Annotated in this window: 14 protein-coding genes; 10 read left to right on the top strand and 4 right to left on the bottom strand. The window is 34.9% G+C overall.

Going from position 1 to position 14725, the window contains the following annotated elements; genetic code table 11:
- Positions 1–173 precede the first annotated feature (173 nt).
- A complete protein-coding gene (locus tag MM239_RS15925) occupies positions 174–1334 on the top strand; it encodes a hypothetical protein (protein WP_241349248.1) in 1161 nt (386 codons plus the stop codon).
- A 105-nt stretch (positions 1335–1439) separates the two neighbouring features.
- On the opposite strand, the gene MM239_RS15920 is transcribed toward MM239_RS15925, so the two are convergent.
- The 4 genes from MM239_RS15920 to pxpA form a co-directional block, all read right to left on the bottom strand.
- Positions 1440–2951, bottom strand: a complete 1512-nt coding sequence (locus MM239_RS15920; RefSeq protein WP_241349247.1) for a DUF4301 family protein — start codon at positions 2949–2951, stop codon at positions 1440–1442.
- Positions 2952–3019: 68 nt separating this feature from the next.
- Positions 3020–3889, bottom strand: coding sequence for a 5-oxoprolinase subunit C family protein (locus tag MM239_RS15915; protein ID WP_241349246.1), 870 nt, complete (start codon positions 3887–3889; stop codon positions 3020–3022).
- Entirely contained in the window at positions 3882–4592 is a 711-nt protein-coding gene (locus MM239_RS15910; protein ID WP_241349245.1) for a 5-oxoprolinase subunit B family protein, read from the bottom strand. The genes MM239_RS15915 and MM239_RS15910 overlap by 8 nt, the downstream gene beginning before the upstream one ends.
- Positions 4593–4594: 2 nt before the next feature.
- A complete protein-coding gene (gene pxpA / locus MM239_RS15905) occupies positions 4595–5326 on the bottom strand; it encodes a 5-oxoprolinase subunit PxpA (RefSeq protein ID WP_241349244.1) in 732 nt (243 codons plus the stop codon).
- A 110-nt stretch (positions 5327–5436) separates the two neighbouring features.
- Between pxpA and MM239_RS15900 the strand changes: the two genes are divergently transcribed.
- The 9 genes from MM239_RS15900 to MM239_RS15860 all read left to right on the top strand — a co-directional run bounded on the left by MM239_RS15900 (position 5437) and on the right by MM239_RS15860 (position 14644).
- Positions 5437–6465, top strand: a complete 1029-nt coding sequence (locus tag MM239_RS15900) for a LacI family DNA-binding transcriptional regulator (RefSeq protein WP_241349243.1) — start codon at positions 5437–5439, stop codon at positions 6463–6465.
- Between the two features lie 400 nt (positions 6466–6865).
- Positions 6866–8872: an alpha-amylase family glycosyl hydrolase gene (locus MM239_RS15895; protein ID WP_241349242.1), complete on the top strand. Its 2007-nt coding sequence runs from the start codon at positions 6866–6868 to the stop codon at positions 8870–8872.
- 767 nt (positions 8873–9639) lie between these two features.
- Positions 9640–10782 carry a hypothetical protein gene (locus MM239_RS15890; protein WP_241349241.1) on the top strand — a complete coding sequence of 381 codons (1143 nt, stop codon included), beginning with the start codon at positions 9640–9642 and terminating at the stop codon, positions 10780–10782.
- Between the two features lie 115 nt (positions 10783–10897).
- Entirely contained in the window at positions 10898–11335 is a 438-nt protein-coding gene (locus MM239_RS15885) for a hypothetical protein (protein ID WP_241349240.1), read from the top strand.
- A gap of 45 nt (positions 11336–11380) precedes the next feature.
- Positions 11381–12004: a hypothetical protein gene (locus MM239_RS15880; RefSeq protein WP_241349239.1), complete on the top strand. Its 624-nt coding sequence runs from the start codon at positions 11381–11383 to the stop codon at positions 12002–12004.
- A 118-nt stretch (positions 12005–12122) separates the two neighbouring features.
- Positions 12123–12752, top strand: a complete 630-nt coding sequence (locus MM239_RS15875) for a hypothetical protein (protein ID WP_241349238.1) — start codon at positions 12123–12125, stop codon at positions 12750–12752.
- A 275-nt stretch (positions 12753–13027) separates the two neighbouring features.
- Positions 13028–13207 carry a hypothetical protein gene (locus MM239_RS15870; protein ID WP_241349237.1) on the top strand — a complete coding sequence of 60 codons (180 nt, stop codon included), beginning with the start codon at positions 13028–13030 and terminating at the stop codon, positions 13205–13207.
- Between the two features lie 45 nt (positions 13208–13252).
- On the top strand, positions 13253–13870 hold the full coding sequence (locus tag MM239_RS15865; protein WP_241349236.1) for a hypothetical protein: 618 nt from the start codon (positions 13253–13255) through the stop codon (positions 13868–13870).
- A gap of 144 nt (positions 13871–14014) precedes the next feature.
- On the top strand, positions 14015–14644 hold the full coding sequence (locus tag MM239_RS15860) for a hypothetical protein (RefSeq protein WP_241349235.1): 630 nt from the start codon (positions 14015–14017) through the stop codon (positions 14642–14644).
- Positions 14645–14725: the final 81 nt, after the last annotated feature.

The raw sequence follows: 14725 nt of genomic DNA, 5'->3' as shown, positions 1-14725 counted from the left end.
ATCCTTCAAGCTTACATGTATTTAGAATGGAAGAAAAGTTTTTTATATAATTGGTCTTTTTTTTCAGAATAGATGTCGGAAAACTAATTTTAATATTACACAAATACATGGTAAATTTTTCATTTAATGTTTTTTAAGTTTTCACTTTTAGTTTTAAACCTTAATTTTCCAATATGAAAAACTCAATAATTGTATTTTTCTTTTCTTTGTCTTTTATCTTTGGGTGTAATTCAGAAAATAGTAACTACCAAGGTTTTAATGAATTTGAATCAGTTGTTGTTGATTCTATCCAAGTCGATTATTTAGGGAGTTTATTTTTGTTTGGATATAAAGATGATGAAGGTCTTTATATAGGTAGATCTAATTCAGATGGAGATTATATTTTGTTTGATGAAACTGGGGATATCATACATCAATTTCAATTGTCTTTTGACGGCCCTAATGCTATGTCCTGGGAATTAGGAATGGGCATTTTGGATGCTAAATTTACTATTATGGATCAAAATAAAGGGCTGATTCAGTTCTCAAATGAAGGTGAAATTTTAAATCGTGTTTCAATTCCAGAGAATTATTTCTATTTCAATAGTTTAAATTTTCCTGCCTACAAGCTAGATGAAAATTACGCATATAGCCGGCCAGAGAGAGGGGATATTGATTGGGGGAATTTGGAAGTTTTGATTAAAAGCTTTTATCAAAGTCCCTTGTTGGAAGTATTCAATCCCAAAACAGGTGATGTAAAACATACTATGGAATTCCCTAAAAATACTGTCTATGAGTCAGGACAATATTTTATGGTATTACCACCTCCCATCATCAAAAGAGGAAATGAATGGATTGTATATTTTTTAGCGGAAATGAAATATCATGTTTATAATGAAAATGAAGGTGAAGTTACATATACAAAGACGGTAGACTTGAATATAAATAAAGCAATCCCAATGCCCAGTGTACCTATAAAGGAATACGCAAGCTGGTATGAAAGACATGGAAATATTATTTTTGGAAAAATAGAACAACTATTTATTAGAGAGCATGATATTATTGTGATTTATACCAAAGGAGTTGAGGAAGATATATCTAGTGCATATAATCCAGAAAATCAATCAGAATGGATCAATTTTGTAAGTAACATACCCAGATATGCAGCAATATTGGATCATGATCATCAATTAATTCAAAATGACATTGCTTTACCCAAGGGACTTATTTTCACATCTGTTACTGACAATGAGGGTAAAATTTTAGCCCTTAAGCATCAAGATTACTTTGAAGTTGAGGAGGATATTGTGACGTATTATAAACTAAATTTCACAAATGCTGAATCCATAAAGTAATACTACATTTTTTAACTGTTGTCGGGTAAAAGAATTAACCGGATCAGCCAATTTGTGAACAAACCCGGTCTAGCTACTTTTTGATTACAGTATATAAGAGCTATATTACTGATGTTCCTCCCTAAGCAAGTCATTTACCGTTTTAACAGGATTGAAAGTGATCAGTGGAACTTCTACGAAAATCGTGTTCCAGCCAGCCATAGCACCGTTCCATAAGCCAGGAAGTTCAAGCGCTTTAAGATCTCTGCCACTTTTGGATTTTTCGGTAATGAATCCCGTTTTCATATCTCTAAACTGAAGAAGGTCAAACTTCTTTCCTTTGTAGTCCTTGGTAGCACATACCAGATCTACAGGATTGAAGTGAGTGGATTGCTGAACGAGAAGCCTGAGTTTAGGATCTTGCATATTGATCTGGGCAGTTTCAGCTATTTGTAAAGACTGAATTCCATCCTCTTCTTTTACCCAAAAAGGACCACCTCCAGGCTCACCAGTATTTTTGACCATGCCACAAACGCGAATAGGTTTGTTCAGTTTTTGAAATAGAAATTTACCTTTTTCTTTGTTTGGCAACTCCTCAAAATGCTTTGGTAATTTGATGCCAAACTCATTATCAAGAAGTGAAATTGCATTGGAAATTGTATCATCTTCGAAATCATTTTCCAAAGATTCTAATGATTTAAATACCTGATCCTGTATACTTAATAGTAATCCACCTAAACCTATTTTATATAGGGTAGTAGTTTCTTTTATTTTGTCAGGTACGACATTGTCGATATTCTTAACAAATATCAAATCAGCATCAACCTCATTCAAATTTTCAAGCAATGCCCCATGTCCAGCTGGTCGGAAGAGTACTTCATCATTATCTTCCATGAATGGGGTATTGTCCATGTTGACAGCTATGGTGTCTGTGCTTTTCTTTTGCTGAGAATAAGTGATCTGAAACGATACGTTATGCAAAGCTTCCAATTTTTGCTTGATCTCATTCACTTCTGCCCGAAACCTTTCTTCATGCTCTGGGGAAACAGTGAAATGTAGTCTTACAATATTGTTTTTACCCTTTGCATAATGTAAACCTTCAATGAAATGCTCAAAAATTGGCGTCCTACTTTCATGTTCATACCTATGAAACTTTAGCAATCCTTTAGGTAAAATACCATAGGCTAGGCCGTTCTCCTCTAACAAAGTAGATACTATAAGCTTATACTCTTTATCATTGATAGCCTTTTTGATGCTTGATCCTTTAGCCGATAAGGCTTTATCTAAATCCTCATAAAATGCAAACTTGCGGATATTGATAATGAATTTTTCTGTAAATGGACTTTTGGTCAAGTCGCCTTCACTATCCAAAAAAGAGAACAAGTCTTTAAACATCCTAGAGGCAGCCCCACTTGCAGGGACAAACTTCAGTACTTCTAGCTTTTTTGTCTTTTTGGAATAAGCCTTTTGAATTTCATTTAATTCATTTTCAGAAAGTTGTTTGATACCATTTCCTATAGTTGCTGGGGATACTATTGGTAAAAAAGGAAAGCCGTCTTCAAAATGTGTGATCTGCGCCTTGGCTTGATCTAAAGACATTCCCTGAGCTAAAATTTGTTTTTCAATCGCTTGGTTCATGGTGCTTTATTTAAAATTATGTTATCAATATAAAAATTGATTTTGGTAAATTAAAAGGAATGTTTCAATCAATAATTTAAAATTTTAAAATTCAATACATCAGAGTTAGTTTTCTGAGCAACTATATTAATGCTTTGGTCTGTGAGCTGCAGTATTCTTGGGTATCCCCCAGTGACTTGGGCATCTCTCATTAGTATGATTATGTTACCTGAAGGAGTCAATTGGACCGTGCCTGGATACACAGGAGATGTTAAAATGTTGGGAATTTGGTGAGAAAGATTTGTTTCGAGTTGGATTCCCATACGATTGACTTGATTTCCAATTGTGAAATTTTGCTCACTCAATTTCCGAATGATTGATTTTGGAATTTTATCCCAATCAGCACCTCGATAAACATCTATTGTATTAGTTTCAAACCAATTCGATGTAAGTTTTGGATGAGATTTGGGATGCTCTTTATTTTCAAAGAATACTTTGTAAGGTAGTGAAATGTTATTCTTGACTACTTTATGATCACTAATTCCTTCAAACCAACTTCGACTTTCTAAGTATCGAGGAGTTTGAATTCCGCCCTTGATTCCCATGTATAGCCATTGCCCCTTTTTAAAGCGTCCAACTTTGACAACATCATTATGCTGGAGAGCAAGGAGTTTGCCAATTGGCTGTGGGGTACCATTGACAAAAATTTCTACTTGAGCACCTGTGAATACAATTGTTGTTGGCATTTCAAAAATCATTTCAGGACCTATTATTGCCATTTCTAAAACAGCTGCATCATCATCATTGTTCAAAAGCAAATTGGCAAGGTTGTAGGAAAACTGATCCATAGCACCAGAATATGGGACTCCATAATCTGCAAAACCGAATCTACCGTGATCTTGTACCGAGCTTATCAAACCCGATTTTTTGAAGCGAATTTTTGCTAAAGACTTATTCATTTTCCCAAATGTATTTACCTAGTAAAATATCTTTGGCTATTTTTTCATAGGATGAAATAGAAACTGACTCAAAGCTGATAAAGTCTCCTTGTGCGGGGACTACAGGAGGGTTTGTTTTAATATTAAAGAATTTTAATGGTGATCGGCCAATGATATGCCAACCTCCAGGGCTTTGCATTGGATATATTCCTGTCTGCTCTCCTCCAATCCCTACTGCTCCAGCTGGAATCGCTGCGTCAGGTTTATGTTTTCGGGGGAGATAAAGCCGCTCATCAAGGCCACCCAAATACATGAAGCCAGGCAGAAAACCATAGAAATGCACTAAGTATTCCTTTGATGTATGTATTTGAATCAATTGCTTTAGCTCAATTTTTTTGTTTCTGCAAAATTCGTTAAGGTCTTTTGCTAAGTTAGGGTCATAGCAAACTGGAACAATCCATTTTTTTATCGATTGATATGGTAAACGGGAAGTTGATTTTTCAGCGATTTTAATGATTGAATCAAGTTCAAGACTATTGATGTCTTTTGCAAAAAGAATCGATAAGACATGGTATCCCATTCTAATTTCGTAGATGATTAGCTGATTTTGCTCAATAAGAGCATTTCTTAGAGAGATCTGTTCATGGAGAATTTCTTCAGAAATACTTTTTGGCCATGATATTTCAACAAGATTAGGCTGAATCAACTTCCAAGAAATATTCATGTTTATGATTGAAATGAGGTATAAATAGCTTTAATAATTTCTGTTGCGTTGGGGTTGTCACCATGTATACATACGGTATCGAAACGAATGTCCAGCATTTTCCCAGTAATTGTATGAACTTTATTATTGTGTACCATATTTTTAATCTGGTCTACTACAATAGCTGGTTCAGAAAGAAGAGCAGAAGGGTGATTCCTATCTACTAATCCTAAGTCGTCAGTGTAACTTCTATCAGCAAAAGCTTCTCTGGCAGTATTGATGCCTGCTTGATTTGCAATTTTTTCAATAATTGAATTTGGAGGTATGTATAAAACCTTATCTCGGTAATTACTATTCACTATTTCAACAAACCACATAGCCTCCTTCTGATCCACTGCCAACCTATTGTATAGTGCACCATGTGGTTTGATATGATTTAACTTGAGATTGTGTTTATCGCATAATGTTAGTAATTCATCTATTTGACTGATGATGGACTCTTGAAATTCAACCTTGGAAAGTTCTAAGTATTTCCTGCCAAAGTTTGCAGGATCTGGATAGGAGGGGTGAGCACCGATTTTGACATCAAATTTTTCACAAAGCAAGATTGTCTCTTGCATACTTTCACCATTTCCAGCATGTCCCCCACATGCTATATTACTGCTAGAGAGGAAAGGGATAAGTTCACTGTCATTTCCCATGCCTTCTCCTAAATCAGCATTTAGATCAAATGGAAGCTTAAATAGATTCATCATATCAAAAATAATTAATTTTAGATGTATGTTAAGGATAAAATCCATTTAAATATTGGAAGCTTTCAAAGTTTTGTATATTATTAGCTTTTATAGTTTGATTAAACCTAAAAATGACCGATAAGAAGAAGTTAACGTTGAAAGATATTGCTAAAGCATTAAATCTTTCAGTTTCTACAGTATCCCGTGCTTTGAAGGCTCACCCAGATATTGCAAATGAGACAATTGAATTAGTCAAGAAATATGCAGAGGACAACCATTATGTCCCAAATCTGATGGCTGTTAATTTCAGAAAAAGTCGAACGTACAATCTAGGTTTAATCGTCCCAGAAATTGTGCATCATTTTTTTTCCACTGTCATCAGCGGAGCGATTTGTGAAGCTAATGGTCAGGGATACAATATATTGGTGACACAGTCTAATGATATTCTTAATGTTGAAGAAAAGGCTAGCCAAATTATGCTCAATGGTAGCGTTGATGGGCTTTTGATTTCCATTTCAAATGAAACAACTACTGGCGAGCATCTCCAAGCATTTTTGGATGAAGGAAAACCAGTGGTTCAATTTGATAAAATTACGGATTACATTTCCTGTCCAAAAGTCATTGTTGATGATTTTGAGGGTGCATATCAAGCGACTAAACATTTGATAGATCAAGGCTATACTCGAATAGCTCATATCCGAGGCAGAACAGACGTCAAAAATGCTTGTGACAGGTATGAAGGATACCTAAAAGCTTTGAAAGATGCTGGAATGCCAATTCGAGAAGATTTAGTGAAATGTTGTACCATGATCACTGAAGATGAAGGGTATAATTTTACTTCTGAACTGATGCAAAATGATAACCCGCCAGATGCTATATTTTGCATCACTGATTTGGTAGCTTTTGGATCATTGAAGTATTTAAAAGAAAATGGATATGTAGTTCCAAACCAGATAGGTTTAATGGGCTTTAGTAATTGGATGATTTCACAGACCACTACGCCTACGATGAGTACAGTAAATCAGTACGGTTACGAAATGGGGAGAGCAGCCACCAAGCTACTTTTACAGCTGATAAAAGATCAAGATTTAGATAGGGCTGATACGACGATTTTAAAGACGGAACTGATCATACGTGAATCTAGTATGAAGCAAAAATAATATAAATGAAAGCATTAACAGCAATTCAGAATATTCAATTTTTTTGTAGATTTGTTTAGATTCAAAAGGCATGCAAGTACTATTTTCTCTCATATCGTTTACCATTCTTTATGGGCTGGTTTTACTTTCCATATATCCAGAACGGTATATGAAAAAGTTAAGTCATACTATGCATCATAAAAATGCCCCAAACCATCAAAAATTTTCACTTACAGGGCCTATTTTTTTATGTTTTCTATTGGGGTATGTGATTGCTTCATCGATGGTATATTTTATTTATTGAATCTTGTTCAGAAATAAAGTAGATCAAAATTTAAATCAAGAAGCGCAAACTTTTCATTTTTTGCATTGAAATACTGTTAAGTATTTTTACCTTAGACATATACTAAACTGATTTTTTGTGGAAGATTCGAAAATTTTACCTTTAGTAATGGATGAAGCTTGGCTAGAGCCTTGTGCTTCAGCTATTAGTGCAAGACATCAGCGGTTTTTGGAAGTGAAAAATGCCATTGAAAATCATTCTGGCAGTATTTTGGAATTTGCCAGAATCCATGAATATTATGGAATTCATTTCGAAAAGATGAGAAATGGATGGGTTTACAGAGAATGGGCACCAGCTGCACACAATTTATTTCTTATGGGGGATTTCAATGGATGGAACCGTTACAGTCATCCAATGAGAAGAAACCACCGTGGAGATTGGGAAATCTTTTTGCCTTTCGATGAGTACAAGGATAGTTTCTTACACCAAAGTAAGGTCAAAGTTCATATAGAAAATCAAAAGGGAGCTTTTGATAGAATTCCAGCTTACATCAAGCGCGTTGTTCAAGATGAACAAACACATGATTATGCTGGGCAAGTCTGGATGGAGCAGGAATTCGAGTGGTCAGACAGAGATTTTGATTTATCCACAATCAAAAATCAACCCTTGATTTATGAATGTCATGTAGGCATGGCCTTAGAAAAGCATAAAGTCGGAACATACTTAGAATTTGAAAAAGAAATATTGCCAAGAATAAAAAAGGCTGGCTACAATGCTATACAATTGATGGCAGTCATGGAGCATCCATACTATGGTTCTTTTGGTTATCATGTATCTAATTTCTTTGCAGCAAGTTCAAGGTTTGGTACTCCAGAAGAGTTGAAAAGTCTCGTGAACACAGCGCATAAGATGGGTATTGCCGTTATTATGGATATTGTTCATTCTCATGCTGTCAAGAATATCAATGAAGGCCTCAATGAGTTTGATGGTTCCGATCATCAATATTTTCATGCTGGGCCTAGAGGATATCATGAAGGTTGGGATTCCAAGCTTTTTGACTATGGGAAATGGGAAGTTTTACAATTTCTATTAAGTAATATTCGCTATTGGCTAGAAGAGTTTCATTTTGATGGATATAGGTTTGATGGAGTTACTTCTATTATTTATAACCACCATGGAAATATAAGTTTCGACAATCCTACTAAATACTTTGACGAAGGTGTAGATGATGATGCTGTTACTTATCTTCAATTAGCCAATGCATTGATACAAGAAATAAGTACTGATAAAATCAGTATTGCAGAGGAGGTCAGTGGAATGCCGGGTTTGTGTAGACCAATTGACGATGGCGGAATAGGGTTTGATTTCAGGTTGGCAATGGGAATTCCAGATTTTTGGATCAAAACATTGAAGCACAAGCAGGATGAGGAATGGGATATGTTTGAGCTTTGGCACGAGCTTTCTAATAGGCCTCAAAAAGAAAAAACAATAGCCTATGCTGAATCTCATGATCAAGCATTAGTTGGTGACAAGTCTTTGGCTTTTTGGTTGATGGACAAAGAGATGTACTTCAATATGGGACTAGAGGATGAGAATTTGGTGATCGATAGAGGAATAGCTTTGCATAAGATGATCAGGCTAGTTACTATCGGTCTGGGAGGTGAGGGGTATCTTAATTTTATTGGGAATGAATTTGGACATCCAGAGTGGGTTGATTTCCCAAGAGCTGGAAACGACTGGAGCTATCAATATGCTAGGAGGCAATGGTCATTGAGAGATAACCCTTCTTTGAAGTATAAGTTCTTAGCTGATTTTGACGAAGAAATGATCAAATTAGTGGCAGGATATGATGTTTGCGCATCAAGCCATGCGCATCAATTGTTTTTGGATCCGCAAATGAAAATATTGGCTTATGAAAGGGCAAGGTTGATTTTTGTATTTAATTTCCATCCTTTTGAATCCTTGTTTGGATACGAAATTCCAGTAAGGAAAAAGAGTAGTTATCAGATCATTCTTCACTCCGATGAAGAAAAGTTTGGAGGGTTTTCAAGATTAGATAAGTCGCTGAAATATAGTACTGATGATAATGGTACTTTAAAGCTATATTTACCTAGCAGGGTAGGGATGGTTTTGAAGGAAATTTAGGTAGAAATCACAAGCTGGTTTAAATAAAATATGAGTATTCGCAAGGTTGCACGTAGGATATGACGTAGCTTTATTAAGCTGTGAATACTCAACATTAGAGAACAATTCCCATCAGCAAAATATCAAATTGCTAATGCAATAATCTATTAATTGGCTTCGTGCAAGAAAGGAGATAGTCATGAAATAAAATTCATTTTTTAATGTTATTTTATTTCTCTTTTTATTGTCCTAGCCAACTCTAAATTAGGGCGTGCTGAAAAACGCCAAAAGGATAATAATTTCTTCAAATTTTGATGAATAGCCTATTTAACAAGTATTGCCTTTATCAGCAGGTGAAAGCTTATTCAATGATCTAGCTTGATTTCCGTGCTCCTTAAACTTCATAAATCGAAATTTTCAGGCTAGCCAGGCATACCATATTCATCATTGGGCTCATTCGAAGTATATGCATGCATCTTCATTCGCCAGCTTTGAATCTGGCATGCCTGAAATTTTTTCAGCAAACCCTCTTTATCAAAACTCGGTCGATAAGGTATGCTAAACAATTCCTAAATCCCATAGAGTAATGATAAATTGAACCCAAAAGATCATAGTTTCAATAGGTATGAAGTCTAGCTTATTATTTGGTCTATGGAGTGTTTCCTGATATTTTTTCCCATTGAACTAAGAAAATTCATCTAATACGTTTGTAGTTTTAATTTTATTTTTATAACTTAAGCATGATTTATTAGATTTATATCTTTTTTTAAACCATAATTTATACCACTATGAAGAATTTTATTACCAACACGCTTTCACACACATTCACACTTTTTAGAAACATTGTATTCCTTTTGTACATAAGTATGCTGGGATTACAATCATGCGATCTTAATCCAGGTGATATTGGAGGAGAATCAAAACAAATAGACCAAGAACAAAAGAATCAAGTACTTGAGTATCTTGAGTCTGTTTCAGAACAGGTAGAAGAAGAGGAAAAAGATTTAGTTTTAGATTTAGGTAAGGAAATAAATTGGTCCTCACTTCAATCTTTGACAATACGGGAACACCAAAAACTAAGCATATATTCATTACCAAAGACAGACCGATTTTCTGATAGGCGAATTATTTTTTATACTCTTGAAGGAGAACCCAAATACGCTCAGGTAATGGAATTTGACCCAATAGGTGGCTTTGACATGAATTCAATGATAAAGAATGTATTGGAAAATAATGAACACAATTATTCTGGAACCTTTACAATCTCCAACCTACTGGGAATAAACTTGGTAGAAAATGTTTTTTCTAATGGAGAGTTGATTTCCAACAGTCGATTGTCCGCTATAGAGGAACCGGGCAAGAATGTCAACTCCAGGACTCAGGGATGTCTGGACTGGTATTATATCACCTATATTGATGGGGTAGAAGTTTCCAGAAATTACCTGTTTACTTCATGTACCTGCGAATCCCAACAAACTAGATTGCTTGGGACACATTGTGCCGGAGGAGGTGATGGAGGTGGAAATGGACCTAGTGGCAATAACCTTCCTCTAAACCCGGTGAATGGACAGGAAGAAATAATCAGCCTTAGCAACGGAACCCTTATCTATATGAAGTATTCCTGTACAGATTCTGGTTGCAATTGGTCTGCTACAGAAATGTACTTGCCTCTAGTGGTAGTGCAGGCGGATCATATCAATTATTCTTACCTGCCATTTAATCCGCTCAGCGATTTATGGATGTATACAGACGATCATTTTTTTCAGTTCTATGAAAGTCTGGCGCTTTGGAAGGGTGAGGAATCTAAAGTAGATTTTGAATTATTTGAACATCCTTGTGCCAAAGAAATATTCAGGAAAATGCTGAACAATGCGGTAAACAATCCGAATAGTGATAATATTTTTGATGAGATTCTTAATCTATTAATATAGTAATAAGTTTGATTATAGACTTAGAAACGTCAATGACCTTTCAAATAATGTAAATGCTTCAACTAATAGAATTCAAGGGACAAATATTATAGAGACTAAATTTAGTAGTCAATATTTGAATACCGCTACTACTATTTCCATTGTACGGACTATGATGCATGAGTTGATTCATGCCCATATATTGTACTTAAATTATGCTGAACCTGGGTCTGATCTGATTAAAAGTTTGAATGCTTTTGCACTTGCTAAAGGGTTAGTAAATGATGTCATGCATGCACATCATGGATTTATGCCGGTTTACATAGATGTAATTGCTGAAAGTTTGTATCAGTGGGATCAGTCAAATAACCCAGGAAATGTTCAACCTATGCAGTTTTATCAAGATATGGCCTGGGGAGGTCTAACAGATTTTAGTGAAAATGGTATAAATTATATTGAGTATGAAGGATTTAAAGAGAATTTTCCAGATGAAAATGAAAGGGCCAGGATAAGGGATGTCATAAGTAAAGAAGCCACTAACGATAGTCAGGCAAAAGGGACTCCTTGTAACTAAAGAATTAGCATGATGCAATCAAGTATAAAAATTATTTCCAATATCATGACAAAGTTATTTCAAAAGGCATTTACAATGTTTTCGCTTCTTATCTTATTGGTAATAGGTGCCTGTAAATCTCAGAAACACCAATCGGAAACAGCACTTGCATATGATTTTCTGCGTTTTTTATATTACAACCCCAATGTTATAGTCCGTCAGAATACTGTTGGGGCTGAAGAGGATGGTTTAAGTCAGTACATCAATTACAGGCAAATAAACTTAGGGAACAGGTCGAGTAGAATGCCTTTGGACACAATTAATTATGTAGATTTTGACACCTTACTCAGTGTTGAACAAAAAGTTGAGTTAATAAAGAAATTGGACGAGCTAAAGTCTGTCAACCTGGATCCAAATATAATAAATGTGAATATTTTTTCGACCGAAGAAATAGAAGAGAATTTCAGGAAATTGAGAGAAAAATTGGGTGAAGGTGAATTCTCTGGATCTTTAGGTTATAGTGTTATTAGTTTTCCGATTATTCAGGAGGGGAAAAATGGAGAAATATATGCAATCATCTTTCTAACTGGTGCCTCCTATTATGGCGGAGGGGCTGGTGGGAATATCCGTATATTCAGGGATATAGGAATGGGATGGGAGTTTTTTGTTTTTGCCCATTGTTTTTTTTAATTAAAGCTATAGAAAGTTAAAATGCAAACCTTAAACAAGGATTTGGGGCGAGCCCGATTTAATTGACCAGTAAATTTTTTATAAAGTATTGTGAAAAGGATAAAACAACACATTGACTATGGAAAAGCAAAAAATATATTTAATTGTTTATGCCCTTACTCTCAGTATAGCAACTTTGATAAGTTCCTGTAAAATTCAGCAGCAAAAGCAAATGGATTTAGAGTACGGTTTGCTAAGATTTTTACATCATGATCCGGCAAGTATAATTCGGCAGAACACCATAGATAACAATGATACACTGTATGGGCGGTTTTTACGCTATGATTATTTGCGAGAAAACATCAGGTCTACAAATAATCCAAATGATAGTGAACCTTTTCTAAACCTGGATTTGCTTTTTACCGAAGATCAAAAAGGCCAGCTTATTAATAAATTTAAAGAACTTATGGAGGTGCAACTGGATCCTGATAGAATGATTGCTGAAGTACTACCTGAAGAGATATACTTAGAAAGAAAGGAAAATTTTGATAAGATATATCCCAAAAACCTCAGCGAACCTATTGTTCCAAGAATGAATAAAATCAGCTTCCCAATTATCCAAAAGGGTATTAATGGTGTTATTTACGCCATCACATTTGATACCTTTTCTTTTAGATTTAGATCAGATTCAGTTGGGGAAATCAGGGTTTTTGTAAAGTCTGATCCCTACTGGGAATTATTGGGGTTTGCACCATGTGACATCCAGTGATATAATAGATAATTATGTAAATCTGCAAAGACATTGGTAACCAAATCAACCAAGGTCTCCTTAAGAATCAGATTTTTAAGGATATTGATCAAGTAGAAATGTTGTTTACTGGTAAACAAATCTTCTGGTATTAAAGCGGATACTTAGATTGAATTCAAATGCGAATGAATATAATAAAGAGTATGAACAGAAGACGGTTGTTTGGAGCATCTACTTCCTGAATGACAAGGGTGAACCGGCGGGACCAGTCAAATAATCCGGGTAATTTACAACCCATGCAGTTTTATCAAGATATGGTTTGGGGTGGATTTATTGGTTTTTATAATGATGAATTTATAGATTATGAAGTATATAAAGAGAATTTTCTGGATGAAAATGAGAGAGCCAGGATAAGGGATGTCCTAAGTAAAGAAGCCACTAACGATAGTCAGGCAAAAGGGACTCCTTGTAACTAAAGAATCAGCATGATGCAATCAAGTATAAAAATTATTTCCAATATCATGACAAAGTTATTTCAAAAGGCATTTGCTATAATTTTATTCTTCACAGTTTTTATTTCTGTATCTTCAAACAATGCCAAAGCACAAACTGAAGATATTGAATTGGAATATAGCTTGTTAAGAGCAATTTATGATAATGAGGACGATCTGATCCGTCAAAACACACTTAGCAAAGAAGAAATGGATTTTTTTTACAATGAATATTTCAATTATTCCTTTATAAATGAATTCAATAGATACAAAAATGCGCTGGATCCTTCAGCATATGTAGATTTTGATACATTATTGACTTCAGATCAGAAGCAGGAATTCATCAGAAAACTTGAGCATCCAATAAAAGTGGATTTGGATCCAGTAAGGATAATCCCACCGATCATCTCAGAGTCGGCAATTGAAGAAAGAAAAAATGAACTACAAGGACGAGAAATGCTTATTTTCACACTGATTAGCTACCCTATTATACAAAAAGGGAAGAATGGAGAAGTGTATGGGATTGTTTTTGAAACTGGTAATATCTTTCCAGAATGGCATGATATATTCATAAAAGGAACAGTCCGTATATTTAAACTAGAAGAAGACAATTGGAAGTTTTTTGCGACTGTAAATTGTTGGTTATAAATCTGGATAAAACTTCAGATATAGATTTATTTCAATCAAGGTCTTCTGATAATTTAACAAGAACTGGATGTTGTGTAAATTCTTGATGAATATGTATTCGTGAAATCTGGCAGATCTGATTTGGAGGTTATAATAGATGAAAGAATGAAAAAGTTAATGTCAGAAAATTTTGTATTTACATTGTTCTCACTTGTTATCTTATTGGTAATAGGTGCCTGTAAATCTCAGAAACACCAATCGGAAACAGCACTTGCATATGATTTTCTTCGATTTTTATATATGGATCCCAATGGCACACTCCGTCAGAATACTGTTGGGGCTGAAGAGGATGGTTTAAGTCAGTATATCAATTACAAGCAAATAAACTTAGGGAACAGGTCGAGTAGAATGCCTTTGGACACAATTAATTATGTGGATTTTGACACCTTACTCAGTGCTGAACAGAAAGTTGGGTTAATAAAGAAAATGGAAGAGCTAAAGTCTGTCAACCTGGATCCGAATAAAATAAACGGACATATTCTTACTGATGAAGAAATAGAAGATAATTTCAGGAAATTGAGAGAAAAATTGGGCAGTAGTGAACCTTCTAAAAATTTTGGATATGGCATTATAAGTTTCCCGATTATTCAGGAGGGGCAGCAAGGGGAATTGTATGCAATAATCTTTGAAACTGGTGCCTCCTATTATGGCGGAGGGGCTGGTGGGAATATCCGTATATTCAGGGATATAGGAATGGGATGGGAGTTTTTTGTTTTTGCCCATTGTTTTTTTTAATTAAAGCTATAGAAAGTTAAAATGCAAACCTTAAACAAGGATTTGGGGCGAGCCCGATTTAATTGACCAGTAAATTTTTTA

Origin of the sequence: Belliella filtrata, assembly GCF_022549775.1 — a bacterium.
Taxonomy (GTDB): Bacteria; Bacteroidota; Bacteroidia; order Cytophagales; family Cyclobacteriaceae; genus Belliella; species Belliella filtrata.
The sequence above is the reverse complement of the archived record's forward strand: the minus strand, read 5'-3'. Positions and strand labels throughout refer to the sequence as shown.